Below are 18,552 nucleotides of genomic sequence, written 5' to 3' on the forward strand. Positions count from 1 at the left end.
CTCCATGACCGAATCCGCATGACCCCCACGCCGCTGCCGTCCGGCCTGATCGTCATTCACAGCAACCTGTCCGAGTCGCTGCGTGATGTGCTGGTCGGCTGGCTGGACCGCCACCCTCTGGGGCCGCTGGAGCAGGAAGTGGTGCTGGTGCAGAGCAGCGGCATCGCCCAGTGGCTGAAGCTGGCCCTGGCGGCGGACGCGGCCGATGGTGGCAGCGGCATCGCGGCGGGGCTGGATTTCCTGCTGCCTTCGCGCTTCCTGTGGCGCGCCTACCGTATCGTGCTGGGCACCCAGGCCGTGCCCGAAGTCTCCCCCTTCGACAAGCCCCGCCTGATGTGGCGTCTGTTGCGCCTGCTGCCGCAAGTGATGGAGCAGCCGGCATACGCGCCCTTGCAGCGCTTCCTGCGCCGCGACGACGATTGCCGCAAACGTTATCAGCTGGCCGAGCGCCTGGCCGATCTGTTCGACCAGTACCAGGTCTATCGCGCCGACTGGCTGGACGCCTGGTCGCGCGGCCAGGACGTCCTGCCGCGCGACCGTGGCCCGGCGCTGCCGCTGCCCGACGCCCAGCGCTGGCAGGCCGCCTTGTGGCGCGCCCTGCTGGACGATGTGCTGGCGCAGGCAGCGCAAGCAGAAGCGGCCGGTGCCGCGTTCAATGCCAGCTACGTCGCGCCGTCCTCTGACGGCCGCGCTGCCGTCCACGCCGCTTTCATGCGCCGTGCCGAGCAATTGGGCGACACCGCGCCGCCCGACCTGCCGCGCCGCATCGTGGTGTTCGGCATCTCGACCTTGCCGCGCCAGTCCCTGGAGGTCCTTGCCGTGCTGGCCCGCTGGACCCAGGTGCTGATGTGCGTGAGCAATCCTTGCGAGCATTATTGGGCGGACATCATCGAGGGCAAGGACCTGCTGCGCGCCAGCCACGCACGGCAAGCCCGCCGCGCCGGCGCGCCTGCCGTCATCGGCGAGGATGCCTTGCATCTGCATGCCCATCCGCTGCTGGCGGCCTGGGGCAAGCAGGGCCGCGATTTCATCGGCTTGCTGGACGAGCATGACAGCCAGGAGGCGCGCGAAGCTTTCCTGTCCCGCTATAGCGACTACACGCAACGGCTGGACCTGTTCCAGCCGGTGGCGGATGAAGACGCTACCTTGCTGCGGCAACTGCAGGACGACATCCGCGACCTGCGTCCCTTGAAGGAAAGCCGCGCGCTGTGGCCGCCCGTCGATCCCACGCAAGACCGCTCCATTCGCTTTCACGTCGCCCACAGCCGTCAACGCGAAGTGGAAATCCTGCATGACCAGTTGCTGGCCGCGTTCGACGAGGATCCCACCTTGCGCGCCCGCGACGTCATCGTGATGGTGCCGGATATCGAAGCCTACGCGCCGCATGTGCAGGCGGTCTTCGGCTTATATCCAGCCGACGACAGGCGCGCCATTCCCTATACCCTGGCCGACCGCGGCAAACGCCACGTCGATCCCTTGCTGCATGCGCTTGAACACCTGCTGCAGCTGCCCTACGCCCGCTTCGCCGTCAGCGACCTGATGGACCTGCTGGAAGTGCCGGCGCTGCGGCGCCGCTATGGCATCGAAGAAGACCAGCTGCCCTTGCTGCACAACTGGATGCGCGGCGCGAACATCCGTTGGGGCCTGCACGACGAACAACGCCGGTCCCTGGGCCTGCCCGGGACCGACACGGCGGCGGCGCCCAATACCTGGCTGTTCGGCCTGCGCCGCGTGCTGCTGGGTTATGCGGTGGGCGCGCGCGGCGGCGATTGGCAAGGCATAGAGCCCTATGGCGACGTGGGCGGCCTGGATGCCGCCTTGCTCGGCAACCTGGCCGAACTGGTGGCGGCGCTGGAAAGCTGGTGGCGCGAACTGGCCGAGCCGGCCAGTCCGGAACGCTGGGGCGAACGTCTGCGCGAACTGCTGCAGGCCTTCTTCGAGGAAGACGACAGCGTCGATGGACTGGTGCTGCGCCAACTGCGGGGACAACTGCAGACCTGGCTGGAGATCTGCGCCGAAGCCCAGGTGACCGAGCCCCTGCCGCTGGCGGTGGTGGGCGAGCACTGGATGTCGGCCATGGACGAAGGCGGACTGACGCAGCGCTTTTTTGGCGGCGCGGTGACGTTCGCCACGCTGATGCCGATGCGTGCGATTCCTTTCCGCCACGTGTGCCTGCTGGGCATGAACGACGGCGACTACCCGCGTGTGCGCATCCCCATGGACTTCGACCTCATGGGACGCGATTACCGGCCGGGCGACCGTTCCCGCCGTGAAGACGACCGCTATCTGTTCCTCGAAGCCCTGCTGTCGGCGCGCGATCGCCTGTATGTCTCATGGATAGGCCGCAGCGTGCGTGACAACACGCCGCGTCCGCCATCGGTACTGGTGGGCCAGTTGCGCGACCACCTGGATGCGGGCTGGGAACTGGACTGCGTCAACGGTGACGAGGATGATGGCGCAAGCGCCGATCACGCGGGTGGCGTGGCCGCGGCCTTGACCGTGGAGCACCGATTGCAGCCCTTCAGCCCGGACTATTTCCCGGCCGATCCGCGCCGGTCCACGCTGTTCACGTACGCGCGGGAATGGGGGCAGGACGCCGTTGCGGGTGCGCGCGATTGCCGCGGCGATGGCAGTCGTGATGACGATCGCGGTCGCGCCGGCGCGTTCGATGCCGAGCCCGAGGCGAAGTTCGCCGCCGGGTCCCTGGCCAGGCTCGATCCCTTGCCACCCCTGGTGCGCGAGGAACCGCTGTCGCTGCGCGAATTGGCGGCTTTCCTGAAAGCCCCCGTCGAGGCCTTCTTCCGGCAACGTCTGCAGGTCAGCTTCAACGCCGAAGACGTCGTTGCCGAAGACATCGAGCCCTTCGCGCCAGACGCGCTGGAGACGTGGCAACTGCAGGACAGATTGATCAAGGCGCAGGCTCGTGCGCTGGAAGCCGGCGCGGGTTCGGCGCCGGCACGCGATGACGTGCTGGCCGCCTGCATGCGCGCGGGTGAACTGCCTGCCGGCGCCTTCGGTGAGTTGGCCGCGGCCGATCTTGCCGCGCCGCTGGATGAGATGATGGAACGCTATGCCGCAGCCTTGGCCAACTGGCGCGATCCGGTGGAAGGCGAGTTGGCGATACGCTTCGACGTGCCGGCGGGGCGCTACGCGGCTGACATGGCCGGGGCGCCCACGGCAGTCGGGGCTGCGGCAGCGCCTCCAACGGCAACGGCGGCAGCCTGGGCGCTGGGCGACAACCGGCTGTCGCTGGAAGACTACCTGGGCGGCCTGCGTGCCAATGCCGCGGGCGATTTGTGCCGGCTGGTCCTTGAAAGCAGCAGCCTGGTTCCGAAAGGGCGCTACCGCGCCGACAAGGTGGTATCGCATTGGGTCGCGCACGTCGCGGCGCAATTAAGCGGAAGGCCCATCACCACGCTGGTGATCAGCAAGGCGGGCGATATCGAATTCGCACCGGTCGCGGCGGAGCGTGCGCGTGCCTGGCTGGCGCTGTGGCTGGGCGCATGGGAAGCCGGCATGCGCCGTCCCTTGCCGCTGGCCGTGGGCGCGGCCTTCGAATGGTTGACCCGTCTGCCCGAGGAAGCCGACCAGGGCGCCGTGGCGGCGGCAGACTCGGGGGCAGGTCCGGAAGTGGCCCGCCACCAGGATGGCGCGGTAGCGGGCCTCGCGCACGATCCCGACGATGCGCTGCCAGCGGCGGCGCTTACCGGCGCACGCGCCATCGCCTGGCAGCAGGCCCGCAAGGTGTACGAAGGGGCGCCCATGGCCGAAGGGGAAGTCGACCGCAGCGCGTATCTGCAAGCGGTCTATCCGGATTTCACCGCGTTGACGCGCGGCGGCGAGTTCCAGGCCCTGGCGCGCGCGCTGCTGCGCCCCATGCGCGCCGCGCTTTATGCGGAAAGCAGGCCGAAGAAGACGAACCGGTCTGGAGACGACAATGGCCAGGCCTGAGCGCGATACGACCGCCGTCGAACTCGACGTGCTGCGCTTTCCTTTGCGCGGCAGCCGCCTGATCGAGGCCAGTGCCGGCACCGGCAAGACTTACACCATCGCCACCTTGTACGTGCGCCTGGTCCTGGGCCATGGCGGTGACGACGGCTTGGGCCGGCCCCTGGTGCCGCCCGAGATCCTGGTGGTGACGTTCACCGATGCCGCCACCCAGGAGTTGCGTGACCGCATCCGCGTGCGCCTGGCCGATGCGGCGCGGGTCTTCCTGGAAGATCCCGAACAAGCCTATGCCGATGCCGATGCTGACGCTGACGCTGACCCTGACGCAGACGCAGACGACAATGCCGATGCCCCCGCCGCGCGGACGGCGCGTGCCGATGCCCTGTATGAGCTGCGCGCGGAGTATCCCCCTGAAGCCTGGGGCGCTTGCGCACGCAAGCTGCAACTGGCCGTGGAATGGATGGACGAAGCTGCCGTGTCCACCATCCACGGCTGGTGTAATCGCATGCTGCGCGAGCACGCCTTCGACAGCGACAGTTTGTTCCAGCAGACACTGGAGCAGAACAGCGCGCCCCTGCTCGCCGAGGCCGCGCGCGACTACTGGCGTGTCTTCATCGCCGGACTGGACAGCGACGGTGCGCGCGAACTGCGTGGCTGGTGGGTCAGCCCGGACGCCTTGCAACAGGACGCCGCACGCCTGTTCCGCTATGCCCCCCAACTGGAAGCAGGCACGCATCAGCCGATGAATCCCGCCGGCGTCCAGGCCAAGCCCGTGGCCATCCCGCCGCCGTCCACGCCTGCTCGCGTGCAGTCCGGCGATGAAGCGCCAGGCACCCCGAGCGTGCTGCTGGCAACGGCGCGGGCCACACGCATGGCGGCATTGGCCGATCTGAAGGCCGGCTGGCCCGCCTGGATCACGGAACTGCGCGATATCTTCGACGCCGGCGTTGCCGCGAAGAAAGTAGACGGGCGCAAGTTCCGCGCGCAGCACTACAACGGCTGGCTGAATATCCTGCAAAGCTGGTGTGAGGATCCGGAAAACACCCTGCCCGGGCTGTCCGACGCAGCTTGGCAACGCCTGTCGCCAGAGGGCATGGACGAGGCCTGGAAGGGCGATCCACCGGACCATCCGGCCTGCGCCGCGCTTGCCGGGCTGCGCGAACAGGTACTGAAGCTGCCGAACGCACGCAACGACATCCTGAAGCATGCCGCCGCCTGGATGCGCGGCCGCTATGCGCAGGAACAGGCGCGTCGCGCGCAGATGGACTTCGACGACCTGCTGGGCCAGCTCGATCGCGCCCTGGCGGGACCCAACGGCGCCGTGCTGGCGACCGCCATGCGCCAGCAATTCCCGGTCGCCCTCATCGACGAATTCCAGGATACCGATCCCGTGCAGTACCGCATCTTCGACGCGGTCTACCGGCTGGCGGAAAACCCGACGGATTGCGCCCTGATCCTGATCGGCGATCCCAAGCAGGCCATCTACGGTTTTCGCGGCGCGGATATCTACACCTATCTGCGCGCCCGCGCGGCGGTGGCCGGGCGGCTGTACGCGCTGAAGACCAATTTCCGTTCGACCCACGCCATGGTGTCCGCGGCCAATCATTGCTTCGAGGTAGCGGAACATCGTCCGGAAGGTGAAGGCGCTTTCCTGTTCCGCACGGCGCGCGGCAATCCCGTGCCGTTCACCGGTTCGATGGCGCGCGGCCGCGCGGATCGTCTGGTGATCGAGGATGCCGCCGCGCCGGCGCTGACAACCTGGTGGCTGGCCGGGGACGAGGACGGCTCGCCGGTGGGCATCGGCGCCTACCGCGAACAGATGGCCGCCGCCTGCGCGAGCGAGATCGCCCGTCTCATGGCCCTGGGCCAGCAAGGCCGCGCAGGTTTCGCGAACGTCGATGCCGAAGCCGCGCCGCTGCGCCCATTGCGCCCGGCCGACATGGCCGTGCTGGTCAACAGCGGCCGCGAAGCGCGGGTCATCCGCAAGGCCTTGGCGCAGCGCGGCGTGCGCAGCGTCTACCTGTCCGAAAACCAATCCGTCTACCTGAGCCCGCAAGCCGCCGACATCGAACACTGGCTGCGCGCCTGCGCCGAGCCGGACGACCCGCGCCTGTTGCGCGCGGCGCTGGCCACGCCCACCCTGGGCTTGTCCTGGGCCGCGCTGGACAGCCTCAACAGCGACGAGTGGGAATGGGATCGCCGCGTCGACCAGTTCCGCGGCTATGGCCGCGATTGGCGCACGCTGGGCGTCTTGCCCATGCTGCGGCGCCTGATGGATGACTTCGACGTGCCGGCGCGGCAGCGTGGCGGCGGCACGGTCGTGGCCAGCGCCGGCGAGCGCGCCCTCACGGACCTGCTGCACATCGCCGAACTGCTGCAGCAGGCCAGCGTGCAGATCGAAGGCGAACACGCGCTGCTGCGCCACCTGGCCGAAATGCGCGCGGCCGCCGAAGAAGGCGAAGAGAACGATGCGCTGACCATACGCCTGGAAAGCGACGCCGACCTGCTGCGTGTGGTGACGGTGCACAAATCCAAGGGCCTGGAGTACCCGCTGGTGTTCCTGCCCTTTGCCATGGCTTTCCGGCCCGTCGGCGTGGACGACCTGCCCCTGGCCTGGCACGACGGCAATGGCGAAGTGCAAGTGACCCTGGAGCCCGACGAAGACGCGCGCGCACGCGCCGATCGCGAGCGCCTGGGCGAGGACCTGCGCAAGTTCTACGTGGCGCTCACGCGCGCCCGCTATGCCACCTGGCTGGGCTGCGCGCCCATCGCCAATGCGCAAGCCAGTGCACTGGGCTATCTGCTGAAGCAGGGCCAGCCGCTGAATGCGGCGGCCTTCGACACCGACCTGAAACAGTGGCGTGGCGACCATCCGGATATCGCCGTGGCGCCCGCGCCCGAATCGCGTGACACGGTCGGCAGCGCCAGCTACCGTGCCACGCGCAGCGCGACGCAGGAGGGCTACGCCCGCCAGATGTCGCGTGGCGTGCGCGAGCACTGGTGGGTGGCCAGCTATTCAGCGTTGCGTACGGTGGAGAACGGATTGCGGGAAGAACCTGCCACCGCGGCCGAAGATGTCTACGTGGAAGCCGCGGCGGGCCCGCTGACGGGCGATAGCGACACAGGCGTGGATGCGTTCGCGGCGGTCGGCCTCGTTCCGGCTGGCAGCGCAAGCCCGCCGCGTTCGTCGACAGGGGCGGCCGCGATCGCGCCGGACGCAGCGGCCATGCAATTGAGCCTGGGCAATGCCGGCCCGCTGCACGGCTTCCCCGCCGGCGCCGAGGCTGGCACCTTTTTTCACGAATTGCTGGAATGGGCCGCCGCTCAAGGCTTCGGCCAGGCAGGCACTGACGCCGCCGCGCTGCAAGACGCGGTCATGCGCCGCTGCCAGGAGCGCGGCTGGGAAGACTGGGCCCCCCCCTTGGCGGACTGGCTACGCCATTTCCTCGTGCTGCCGCTGGCGCTGCCTGCAATGCCGCAATCCGCCGCGCCCGGCCCGGTCGCCCTGGCCGACCTGGATGCACGTGCCTGCGTGTCGGAAATGGAATTCTGGTTCGCCGCGCACGACGTCGCCGCCACGCGCATCGACCGGCTGGTGTGCGCGCACGTGCATCCAGGCCGTGACCGCGCGGCGCTGGCGCCGGCGCGCCTGAATGGCATGCTCAAGGGTTTCATCGACCTGGTCTTCGAATTCGAAGGCCGCTATTACGTAGCCGATTACAAGTCCAACCGCCTGGGACCGGACGACGCCGCGTACGATGCCGACGCCATGCTGGGCGCCATGCTCAGCCATCGCTACGAACTGCAATACGTGCTTTATCTGCTGGCCCTGCACCGCCTGCTGCGTGCCCGCATCCCGGACTACGACTATGACCGCCATATCGGCGGCGCGGTCTATCTATTCCTGCGCGGCAGCCATGCGGCCAGCGGCGGCGTCTACGTCGACCGGCCCGCGCGCGCGCTGATCGAAGGCCTCGACGCGCTGTTCACTGGCCACGGCGACGGCGGCGCGCGCCCCGAGCGAGAGGCTGCATGATGAGCCCCACAGAACCGTTGGACGATTCCCTCCTGCACATCGGTCCGGCGTCCGGCGACGCCAGGGCCGGCACGCCAGCCTCCCGCGCGCGCGCGGCCAGCCGCCGCCACGCTGCCCCACTGGACGACGCGGCCCGCTTGCGCACCACCCTGCTGGATTGGGTCGAGCGCCGTTGGCTGCGCCGCCTCGACGTGGTGTTCGCCGATTTCCTCATGCGGGAAGTCCCCGACGTTTCTCCACGGCTCGTCCTGGCGGCCGTATTGGCCAGCCATCAGTTAGGGCATGGCCACGCCTGCCTGGATCTGCTGGCGGCCCTGGAAGATCCCGCCGTGACCCTGGCCCTGCCGCCCGACGATGCGCCCGCCGCCGCGCGCCAATTGCCCCCCGCCCTGAATCCGGCACAACTGCTGGAACAACTGACGCTGAACGACTGGCTGGCGGCCCTGGACGATCCGCGCCTTGTTGGAACCGGCCCCGGCCACACGCCCCTGGTCCTGGCCGGCGGCACGCGGCCGCGTGTCTATCTGCGGCGTTGCTGGCAGTACGAGCAGGACATCAAGCAGGGCATCACGCAACGCCTGCAACGCAATGCCGCGCTGCAGACGGACTTGCCCACGGCGCGCTTGCGCCAGTACCTGGATACCCTGTTCGCGGACGCGCAGGTCGGCGACGACGGCGTGGACTGGCAGAAAATCGCGTGCGCAACGGCGGCCGGCAGTGCGCTCACCATCATTACCGGTGGACCCGGTACCGGCAAGACCACGACCGTGGTCAAGGTGCTGGCGGTCCTGCAAGCACTGGCCCTGGGCGCCGGCACCGCCCAGGGGGGCGCAGGCCCCACGCCGCCGGGCCAGCTGCGTATCCGCCTGGCCGCGCCGACCGGCAAGGCGGCGGCGCGGCTCAGCGAATCCATTTCCGGCGCGGTGCAAAGGCTGCCCGCGCTGAGCAGTCTGCTGGATCACGCGGAGGGCGGCTCACGACATGCCTTGCAAGACGTCTTGCAAGACGCCTTGCAAGACGCCTTGCAAGACGCCGACGCCTTGCGCGCGGCCATCCCGACCAAGGTCAGCACCTTGCACCGCCTGCTCGGCAGCCGTCCCGGCACGCGGCGCTTCCGCCATGACCGCGACAACCGCCTGGCCCTGGACGTGCTGGTCGTCGATGAAGCGTCCATGGTGGACCTGGAGACCATGGCTGCCTTGCTGGAAGCGCTGCCGCCCGCCGGCCGCCTGATCCTGCTGGGCGACCAGGACCAGCTGGCTTCGGTGGAAGCCGGCGCGGTGCTGGCCGATCTTTGCGTGCACGCGCGCGAAGGCCGCTACACGCCGGCCACGCGCGCCTGGCTGGAACAGGTCAGCGGCCAGCGGCTGCCACAGCCGCGCATCGACCCGCAAGGCGCCGCGCTGGACCAGGCCGTGGTCATGCTGCGGCATAGCCACCGCTTCGCCGCCGACAGCGGTATCGGCCGGCTGGCCAAGACGGTCAATGACGGCGATGTCCTGGCCGCGCGGATGTTCTGGCAAAACCCGGGCGAGGACGTCAGCAAGCTGGTGGGCGCCGCGTGCGAACGCGCTTTTCCAGCGCTGGTTCTGAACGGTTATTCCGCCTATCTGGCGACGCTGCGCCAGGGGCCGGCCGACACCGACCCGCAGACCCTGGACGCCTGGGCCGCGGCCATCCTGCGGCAGCATCAACGCTTCCAGTTGCTGGCGACCTTGCGCAACGGCGAATGGGGCGTGGAGGGCCTGAACCGGCGCACGGCGCAGTTGTTGCTGAAAGAGCGGCTGATCACCCAGGCCGAGGGCTGGTACGCCGGCCGGCCGGTTCTCGTCACTCACAACGACTATGCCCTGGGCCTGATGAACGGCGATATCGGCATCACCCTGCCGGTGCCAGGCGCGGACGCGCACGCGGCGGCAGCGCTCGATGGCGCCAATGTCGCCCAAGCCGGCGCCCAGGACGCACCCGCGACCTTGCGCGTGGCCTTCACCAGCAGCGACGGTAGCGGCCGCATCAAATGGGTGCCGCCCAGCCGCCTGCAATCGGTGGAGACCGTCTACGCCCTGACGGTGCACAAATCCCAAGGCTCGGAATTCGAACACGCGGTGGTGGTGCTGCCGGAACGTCTCAGCCCCATCCTTACGCGCGAACTGCTGTACACCGGCATCACCCGTGCGCGCAGCCGCTTGAGCCTGCTCAGCCCGGGGGGTGACAGCGTCCTGGAACAGGGCATCCTGCGCCAGGTGCGCCGCGCCAGCGGGCTGTTCCCTGAACGCGGCGATGGCGCGGCCGCGGACGCCGCCCTGTAAGGCCAGGCGGCCCCGGGCAGCCAGGCAAACCTTACCGATCCGGCGCCAGGTACAGGCTTTCCTTGATCTCTTCCATCACCACATAGCTGCGCGACTCGGCCGAGTTGGGCAGCCGCCGCAGCATCTCGCCCAGCAGGTGGCGATAGGCCGACATCTCGCTCAGGCGCGCCTTGACCAGATAGTCGAAGTCGCCCGAGACCAGGTGGCACTCCATGATTTCGGGAATGTGCAGCAGCTCCTTGCGCACCTTCTCGAATACATCGCCGGACTTGGCCGACAGCTTGATCTCCAGGAACACCAGCAGGCCGCGCCCCAGCGCGTTGGGGTCGACCCGGGCGTGGTACCCGGTGATCACGCCCTCCCGTTCCAGCCGCCGCACGCGCTCCGTGCACGGCGTCGCCGACAGCCCCACCTGCTCGGCCAGTTCGGTCATGGACAGGCGCCCGAAGCGCTGCAGGATATCGAGGATTTTGAGGTCGGTGCGATCGAGTTCGCGCATTTCACTGTCCAGGGCGTAAAAGTGACGTCGGTATCCCGGATATTACCCAGTAAGAGGCCTGATTTCAGTGAAATTCACTGCTTGACTGTGCTTAGACTACACCTTTCTACTCCCTCTTTTCACGGTGTTCCGCTATGCGTGTCCTGGTTCTCGGCGGTGGCGTCATAGGCACCACCACGGCCTACTACTTGTCGCGTCAAGGCGCGTCCGTCACCCTGATCGATCGCCAGGCCGGCGCGGCGCAGGAAACCAGCTACGGCAACGCCGGCCAGGTCTCGCCCGGCTATTCGACGCCGTGGGCCGCGCCCGGCATTCCGCTGAAGGCGCTCAAGTGGATGTTCCAGCGCCATGCGCCGCTGTCGATCCGCCCGGACTGGACGCTGGACCAGTTGCGCTGGATGGGGGCGATGCTGGCCAACTGCTCGCCGGAACGTTATGCCATCAACAAGGAGCGCATGTTGCGCCTGGCCGAATACAGCCGCGACTGCCTGCGCGCGCTGCGCCAGGAAGCCGGCATCCAGTACGAGCAGCGCACCGGCGGCACCCTGCAATTGTTCCGCGACGAATCCCAGATGCAGGCCGCGCGGCGCGACATCGCCGTGCTGGAAGAAAACCGGGTGCCCTATGAACTGCTGACCGCGGCTGACCTGCATCGGGCCGAGCCGGCGCTGGCCGCCGCCGCATCGCGCCTGGCCGGCGGCCTGCGGCTGCCCAATGACGAAACCGGCGACTGCCGCCTGTTCACCGTGCGCCTGGCGCAACTGGCCGAGCGCCAGGGTGTGCAATTCCGCTACAACGCCGAGGTCCGTGCCATCGAAGCGCGCGACGGCCGCATCGTCGGCGTCAAGGTCGACGATGAGATCCTGGAGGCCGACCGCTATGTGCTTGCCCTGGGCAGCTACAGCCCGGCGCTGCTCAAGCCGCTGGGCATCCACCTGCCGGTCTATCCGGTGAAAGGCTATTCGTTGACCATCCCCATCACGGACGCCGGCAAGGCGCCGGTTTCCACCGTGCTGGACGAAACCTACAAGGTGGCCGTGACGCGCTTCGACGACCGTATCCGGGTGGGCGGCATGGCCGAACTGGGCGGCTTCGACTTGCGCCTGAATCCGCGCCGCCGGGAAACCCTGGAATTGGTGGTCAACGACCTCTATCCCGGCAGTGGCAATGTGGCGGCGGCCGAATTCTGGACCGGCTTGCGGCCGATGACGCCCGACAGCACGCCCGTGGTCGGCGCCACGCCCTTCCATAATCTCTTCTTGAATACCGGCCACGGCACCCTGGGTTGGACGATGTCCTGCGGGTCCGGCAAGCTGCTGTCCGACCTGATTACCGGCCAACCGCCGGCGATCTCCCTGTCCGGCCTGGATATTTCGCGCTACGGGGTGGCCCGCCAGGCGCCGGCGACCGCGGCACTGGCCTGAGCCCTGGCCACCGGCCGTCCTTGCAGCACCGCCAGCAAGGCGCTGGTGGAATAGGGCTTTTCCAGCAGTTCGAAGTCGCGCACGCCTTCTTCGGCCAGCACATGGCTGTAGCCGCTGGTCAGCACCACGCGCAAGCCGGGCCAGCGCTGGCGGATGGCGGCACCCAGCTCGATGCCGCTCATGGCCGGCATCACCACGTCCGAAAACACCAGGTCGAACGCGCCCTGCGCGCCGATCAGTGTTTCCAGCGCGCGGGCGCCGTCCGTGGCCCAGGTCACTTCCACGCCCAGTTCGGTGAGTACATTGCTGGCGAAGCTGCCCACGGCTTCGTTGTCTTCCACCAGCAGGACCTTGCGTGCGACCAGCGGGGCATCGGTGGTGCCATGGCCATCGCCCTCGCTGGCGGTCGCGGGCAGGTCAGCACGGTCGGCCGGCTGCGCCCGCGGGAAATACAGCGTGAACGTGGTCCCCGCGCCCAGCTCCGTCTGCACGTCGACCTCGCCGCCTGACTGCTTGGCGAAGCCGTAGGCCTGGCTCAGTCCCAGGCCGGTGCCCTGGTTCACGCCCTTGGTGGTGAAGAAGGGCTCGAAGATACGTGACAGCAGCTCCGCCGGAATGCCGCTGCCGGTGTCCGTCACGCTGACCGCCACGTAAGCACCCAGCGCGCCCGCATGATTGCGCACCGCCGGCAGTGTGCCCGTGTTGCGCGCGGCGATGCGCAGCGTGCCACCGCGCGGCATCGCATCGCGCGCGTTGACCACCAGGTTCAGCACTGCCGTCTCGAACTGGCTGGGATCGGCGCGGATGTGGTCCAGCCCCTGCGGCAAATCGAATTCGACCCGGATCGGCGACCCCACCGATGTCAGGATCAGGTGTTCCATACCGCTCAGGCGCTGCGTTACATCGAATATCTCCGGACGCAGCGGCTGCTTGCGGGCGAATGCCAGCAATTGGCGCGTCAATTCCCCGGCGCGCGCGGCGGTGTCGACAATCGCCGCCAGAAAGCGGTCACGCTTTTCCGGCGCCAGGTCGGGGCGGCGCAGCAGCTCGGCCGACGACCGGATCACCGTCAGCAGATTGTTGAAGTCGTGCGCCACGCCACCGGTGAGCCGGCCGATGGCTTCCATCTTCTGCGCCTGGTTCAGGGCGTCGCGGCTGCGGTCCAGTTCCAGCTGGGCCTCGCGCCGTTCCGTGACGTCGCGGGTGATCTTGGCATAGCCAAGGAAGTTGCCGTTCTCGTCATGGATGGGGTCGATCACCACCATTGCCCAGAAGCGCTCACCGCCTTTGCGCACGCGCCAGCCTTCGCGCTGGTACTTGCCTTTGGTGCGCGCGGTTTCCAGCGCGTGCCAGGGTTCGCCGCGCTCCCTGTCCTCTTCCGTGTAGAACATGGAAAAGTGGCGGCCGATCACTTCGGCTTCGCCATAACCCTTGATGGTCTGCGCGCCGGTGTTCCAGTTGGTGATACAGCCGTCCGCATCCAGCATGTAGATGGCGTAGTCGCGCACGCCTTGCACCAGCAGGCGGAAGCGCTGTTCGCTGGCATAGAGCGCATCGCGCGCCGCCTTCTTGTCGCTGATGTCGCGCGTGACCTTGGCGTAGCCGATGATGCTGCCGTCGGGCGCGCGCACCGGGTCGATCACCACGCTGCACCAGAACCGGCTGCCGTCCTTGCGCACGCGCCAGCCCTCGGACTCGAAGCTGCCCGTCTCCGCGGCGATGCGCAAGGCCTTGGCAGGCCGGCCGCTGGCGCGATCTTCGTCGGTGTAGAAACGGGAGAAGTGCTGGCCGATGATCTCGCTGGCCGTATATCCCTTGAAACGCTCCGCGCCCGGGTTCCAGCTGCTGACGTAGCCGTTCGCGTCCAGCAGGTAGATGGCATAGTCGCGAATGGCATCGACCAGCAGCGTGGTGCGCTGGTCGTTGCTCAACTGCATGGCGGGGTTGCTCGGCGCGGGAACGTCTTGGGTCATCGTCTTTCGGAAAGCGGCGGTTGCCGCTGCAAAGTCTAGCGTAAACCGGCGGCCTTGCCGTGCCGATCCAGGGTAATCCTGCGGTTTCGATGGAACTTTTCAAAAGATGGCAAATCTTCGGCTTTTTGCGCCTTTTCCAGGCTTCCCGCCTGGTTCAGAGTATTCAGTCCTGTCGCGATCCGGGGCTCGCACCGTCCGGTGTTCCCTGCCGTCATGGCTGCGCGACCTTGCCGGCGATGTACTGGCGCAACCAGGCATGGCCGCTGTCATCCTGATAGCGTTCATGCCAGTACAGGCTCACCGACAGGGGCGGCAATTTCAGCGGTGGCTCCAGCAGCACCAGGCCAGTCTGCGCGGCGGCCGCGCGCGCGATGCTCAGGGGCATGGTCGAGATCAGGTCCGAGGCCGCCACTACATAGGGGCAGACCATATAGCTGGACAGGGTGGCCGCCACGGTCCGCTGGCGATTATTGCTGTGCAACAGCCGGTCGATGGCGCTGCTGAAGTAACCAGTATGGGCGGCCAGGTCCACATGGCCGTAGCGCAGGTACGCGTCCAGGTTCCAGCGCCGCCGCAGGCAGGGATGCTGTTCGCGCACGATGCAGACGGCCGGCTCCTCATAGAGGAAACGCGCGCGCAGGTTGGGTGAAGGGTCGGGGAAATAGCCGGCCAGCAGTTCGACGTGATTGGTGTCCAGCATGCTCATGCCGTGCAGCAGCCGCGCCGGCATGACCCGCAGATGGATGTGCGGCGCGTCCTGCGCCAACCCCGGCAGCACGCGCGGCAGCAGAGTGAACTGCATATAGTCGGTGGCATACAGCGATACCGTGCGGGTCGAGCGGCGCGGATCGAATTCTTCCTGCTCGCCCGTGGCACGGCGCCAGCGTGCCAGCAGCGGCTGGAACTCCTGCAGCAGGGCCAGGCCTTGCGGGGTCGGTTGCCAGGCCGTGTTCTCGCGCACCAGCAAGGGGTCGTTGAACAGTTTGCGCAGGCGCCCCAGCGCCGCGCTCATGGCCGGCTGGCTGATGCCCACCTGTTCGGCCGCGCGCGACACGCTGCGGCAGGTCATCAAGGCATCGAAGTGAACCAGCAGGTTGAGGTCGGGATGCTTCATGCGCGGTAGACATAAATGACGTTTATGTGACTATAGATGCAAAAGGGAGACGGCTGGCGCGCCTGGATCCTAGGATGTTCCCGTAGCAAAAAAGCCGGGGCCGCCGTGGCCACCGTGTCACGACCTACAAGGGGAATACCGATGAATGCAGGATTTATCCGCAGATGTGGGGCAATCGCCGTCGGCGCCACCTTGGCGCTATCGGCCATGTCCGCCATGGCCGCCTGGCCCAATGACAAGATCATCCGCCTGGTGGTGCCCTTCGCCGCCGGCGGGTCGACCGACCTGGTCGCCCGCAAATTGGCCGAAGGCCTGAGCAAGCAGTTGAACGGCAATGTGATCGTGGAAAATCGCCCCGGCGCGGGCGGCACCGTAGGTACCGATTACGTCGCACGCCAGCCGGCCGACGGCTACACCATCCTGATGGGATCGGTCAGCACGCATGGCAGCGCGCCGTGTATCTACCCCAAGCTGCCCTATGACGCCGGCAAGGACTTCACCCCGCTGGCCGTCGTGGCGACCATTCCCAACGTCATCGTCATCAACAAGGACGTGCCGGCCAAGAATCTGCAGGAATTCGTCCAGTTGCTGAAGAAGGACCCGGAGAAATACACCTACGCGTCCAACGGTCCAGGCACCTCCAACCACCTCGCATCGGCGCTGTTCACCAATACCGCCGGGGTCAAGATGACCCATGTTCCCTACCGTGGATCCGGCCCGGCCCTGATAGATCTGCTGGGCGGCCAGGTCAACATGATGATGGACGTGGTGATGACGTCCTACCCCTATATCAAGGAAGGCAAGATCCGCGCGTTGGCGGTGACGTCCTCGCAACGCAACAAGCTGCTGCCCGATGTGCCCACGGTCGCGGAGTCGGGCTACCCCGGCTTCGAAGCCATGGTCTGGTTCGGCATGCTGGCGCCCGCGCACCTGCCCACCGACATCCGCGACCGTCTCAGCAAGGCCATCGTGGATGTGCAAAATGGCCCCTCGCTCAAGCCCTATCTGGAAGAACAGGGCGCTGAAGTCTCCAGCATCTCCAACGACGCTTTCGCCAGCATGATCAAGAGCGAAACCGAGAAGTGGTGCAAGGTCGTCAAGCAGGCCAACATCCGACTCGATTGATTTCCCACACCGATATCCGCAACCCAGGATGACAACGATATGTACCGCATCGGCATAGACGTCGGAGGCACGTTCACCGACTTCACCATGATCGACGAAAGCGCCGGTGAAGCAGGCGCCACTGCTGGCCGCGCCTCAGCCGGCCACGTCCACTTCCACAAGGTCCCGTCGACGCCGCATGATCCTTCGCAGGCCATCGCCACCGGCATCGAAGGCATGTTGCGCGAACATGGTGTGCACCCCTCGCAGGTGGCGCATGTGGGCCACGGCACCACCGTGGCCACCAATCTGATCATCGAGCGCAAGGGCGCGGCGGTCGGCCTGATCACCACGCGCGGCTTCCGCGATGTGCTGGAGATCGGCCGCCAGACCCGGCCGCATTTGTATGACTACAGTGTCGGCAAGCCGCCGGTGGCGGTGCCGCGCCAGTTCCGTATCGAAGTGGGCGAGCGCATCGAAGCCAGCGGCCGCGTGCGCGAGGCGCTGGACGAAGCGGCGGTGCGTGAAGCCGCGCGCTATTTCGCCGAACAGGGCATCGGCGCGGTCACCATCTGCTTCCTCCATTCCTATCGCAATCCCGCGCACGAGCAGCGGGCCCGCCAGATCGTCGCCGAGGTAATGCCGGACGCCTATATCAGCCTGTCCAGCGAAGTGCTGCCGGAGTTCCGCGAGTACGAACGCCTGTCGACCACGGTGCTGAACGCCGCGGTGGGGCCGCGCATGGCGCGCTATCTGGAATTGTTCCTGCAGCGCGTGCGCGAGCTGGGCATCGCCCATGAGCCGCACACGGTGCATTCGAACGGCGGCCTGATGTCGATCGCCAGCGTGCGCCAGTTCCCGGTGCGGACCTGCCTGTCCGGACCGGCCGCCGGCGTGGTCGGCGCGGCGGCAGTGGGTCGCGTCATCGGCAGCCCCAACCTGGTGACCTTCGACGTCGGCGGCACCAGCACCGACGTTTCCCTGATCTGCGACGGCAAGCCGCTGTTCACGTCGCATCGCCAGGTGGCCGGCTATCCGGTGAAAACGCCCATGGTCGATATCCATGTCATCGGCGCGGGCGGCGGCAGCATCGCCTGGATGGACGATGCCGGCGCGCTCAAGGTCGGCCCGCACAGTGCCGGCGCGGTGCCGGGGCCGGTGGGCTATGGCCGCGGTGGCGTCGAGCCGACCATCACCGATGCCGAGATCGCCTTGCAGCGCCTCAATCCCGTGTCCCTGCTCAATGGCCGCATGCCTGTCTTCGCCAAGGAGGCGCGCGCCGTCATCGAGGAAAAAGTCGGCAAGCCGCTGGGCCTGGCCGTGGAGGCCGCGGCCGAAGGCATCCTGCGTATCGCCACCGCCAACATGAGCCGTGCCATCCGCGCGGTGTCGACCGAACGCGGCCACGACCTGTCACGCTTCGCCCTGTTCGCCTTCGGCGGCGCGGGCCCGTTGCACGCGGTGGAAGTGGCGGAAGAATGCGGCATCCCGCGCGTCATCGTGCCGCAGGAGCCGGGCACCATGTGCGCACGCGGCATCCTGCTCAGCGACATTTCCTTCGACTTCGTGCGCAGCGAGATCACGCTGGCCAGGCCGGAAGGCTGGGCCAATGTCGCCACCATCTTCGATGCGCTGCGCGACCAGGCGCAAACCTGGCTGGCGAACGAAGGGGTGAGCGAAGCGCTGCGCGCCACGCACTGCGCCATCGACGCGCGCTACGAAGGGCAGAACTTCGAAGTGCAGGTGCCACTGGACGACATCGGCCCCGACGGCCTGGCGGCCTTCATCGCCGCGTTCGGCCAGGCGCATGAGCGCGAGTACGGCTATACCGTGGACGACCGTGCCATCCAGATCATCAACTGCCGCGTCCAGGCGGTAGGGCAGGTCATCAAGGCGCCGCTGGCGCCGCGCCACGTCGAGGGCACGGTGGAAGGCGCCCGCATCGGCGCGCGTTCCAGCTACTTCGGCCCCACGCACGGCTGGGTCGAAACGCCTGTGTTCGACCGCAATCGCCTGCCCACCGGTGTCGCCTTCCACGGCCCGGCCCTGGTCGAGGAAATGAGTTCCACCACGATCATCGGCGTCGGCCATCATGCCATCGTCGATGACTACGGCAACCTGATCATCACCCTGCGAGGCTAGGAC

The 18,552-nt window shown here is 67.6% G+C and carries 9 protein-coding genes; 6 read left to right on the forward strand and 3 right to left on the reverse strand.

From position 1 onward, the window contains the following. The first annotated feature begins 18 nt into the window (after positions 1–18). From recC to recD, 3 genes are read left to right on the forward strand one after another with little or no spacing between them, the layout of a single operon-like run. Positions 19–3,951 carry an exodeoxyribonuclease V subunit gamma gene (recC, locus tag CEY05_RS18355; RefSeq protein ID WP_088596931.1) on the forward strand — a complete coding sequence of 1,311 codons (3,933 nt, stop codon included), beginning with the start codon at positions 19–21 and terminating at the stop codon, positions 3,949–3,951. Further along, a complete protein-coding gene (recB, locus tag CEY05_RS18360; protein WP_088596932.1) occupies positions 3,938–7,984 on the forward strand; it encodes an exodeoxyribonuclease V subunit beta in 4,047 nt (1,348 codons plus the stop codon). Before recC ends, recB begins: the two co-directional genes overlap by 14 nt. After that, positions 7,981–10,293, forward strand: a complete 2,313-nt coding sequence (gene recD, locus CEY05_RS18365; protein WP_198952825.1) for an exodeoxyribonuclease V subunit alpha — start codon at positions 7,981–7,983, stop codon at positions 10,291–10,293. Before recB ends, recD begins: the two co-directional genes overlap by 4 nt. A gap of 31 nt (positions 10,294–10,324) precedes the next feature. On the opposite strand, the gene CEY05_RS18370 is transcribed toward recD, so the two are convergent. Beyond that, the gene (locus CEY05_RS18370; protein WP_088596934.1) at positions 10,325–10,792 is read right to left on the reverse strand and encodes a winged helix-turn-helix transcriptional regulator; all 468 of its coding nucleotides are present in this window, start codon (positions 10,790–10,792) and stop codon (positions 10,325–10,327) included. 134 nt (positions 10,793–10,926) lie between these two features. Between CEY05_RS18370 and CEY05_RS18375 the strand changes: the two genes are divergently transcribed. After that, positions 10,927–12,216, forward strand: coding sequence for a D-amino acid dehydrogenase (locus CEY05_RS18375; RefSeq protein WP_088596935.1), 1,290 nt, complete (start codon positions 10,927–10,929; stop codon positions 12,214–12,216). Here CEY05_RS18375 and CEY05_RS18380 read toward each other — a convergent pair. Both CEY05_RS18380 and CEY05_RS18385 read right to left on the reverse strand, forming a co-directional pair. Next, positions 12,171–14,189 (reverse strand): PAS domain-containing sensor histidine kinase, encoded by a 2,019-nt coding sequence (locus CEY05_RS18380; RefSeq protein WP_233161585.1) that lies wholly within the window; start codon positions 14,187–14,189, stop codon positions 12,171–12,173. The two genes, CEY05_RS18375 and CEY05_RS18380, sit on opposite strands and share 46 nt — an antisense overlap. Positions 14,190–14,400: 211 nt before the next feature. After that, positions 14,401–15,303 (reverse strand): LysR family transcriptional regulator, encoded by a 903-nt coding sequence (locus CEY05_RS18385; protein ID WP_088596937.1) that lies wholly within the window; start codon positions 15,301–15,303, stop codon positions 14,401–14,403. 141 nt (positions 15,304–15,444) lie between these two features. Between CEY05_RS18385 and CEY05_RS18390 the strand changes: the two genes are divergently transcribed. Then, on the forward strand, positions 15,445–16,428 hold the full coding sequence (locus tag CEY05_RS18390; protein WP_088596938.1) for a tripartite tricarboxylate transporter substrate binding protein: 984 nt from the start codon (positions 15,445–15,447) through the stop codon (positions 16,426–16,428). A 39-nt stretch (positions 16,429–16,467) separates the two neighbouring features. Continuing rightward, positions 16,468–18,549 carry a hydantoinase/oxoprolinase family protein gene (locus CEY05_RS18395; protein WP_088596939.1) on the forward strand — a complete coding sequence of 694 codons (2,082 nt, stop codon included), beginning with the start codon at positions 16,468–16,470 and terminating at the stop codon, positions 18,547–18,549. Positions 18,550–18,552: the final 3 nt, after the last annotated feature.

The sequence above is a fragment of the Achromobacter sp. HZ34 genome (assembly GCF_002209485.1).
GTDB lineage: Bacteria > Pseudomonadota > Gammaproteobacteria > Burkholderiales > Burkholderiaceae_B > Bordetella_C.

Coding starts and splice junctions, on each gene's coding strand:
- recC (WP_088596931.1), top strand. CDS start 19: ATGACCCCCACGCCGCTGCCGTCCGGCCTGATCGTCATTCACAGCAAC.
- recB (WP_088596932.1), top strand. CDS start 3,938: ATGGCCAGGCCTGAGCGCGATACGACCGCCGTCGAACTCGACGTGCTG.
- recD (WP_198952825.1), top strand. CDS start 7,981: ATGATGAGCCCCACAGAACCGTTGGACGATTCCCTCCTGCACATCGGT.
- CEY05_RS18370 (WP_088596934.1), bottom strand. CDS start 10,792: ATGCGCGAACTCGATCGCACCGACCTCAAAATCCTCGATATCCTGCAG.
- CEY05_RS18375 (WP_088596935.1), top strand. CDS start 10,927: ATGCGTGTCCTGGTTCTCGGCGGTGGCGTCATAGGCACCACCACGGCC.
- CEY05_RS18380 (WP_233161585.1), bottom strand. CDS start 14,189: ATGACCCAAGACGTTCCCGCGCCGAGCAACCCCGCCATGCAGTTGAGC.
- CEY05_RS18385 (WP_088596937.1), bottom strand. CDS start 15,303: ATGAAGCATCCCGACCTCAACCTGCTGGTTCACTTCGATGCCTTGATG.
- CEY05_RS18390 (WP_088596938.1), top strand. CDS start 15,445: ATGAATGCAGGATTTATCCGCAGATGTGGGGCAATCGCCGTCGGCGCC.
- CEY05_RS18395 (WP_088596939.1), top strand. CDS start 16,468: ATGTACCGCATCGGCATAGACGTCGGAGGCACGTTCACCGACTTCACC.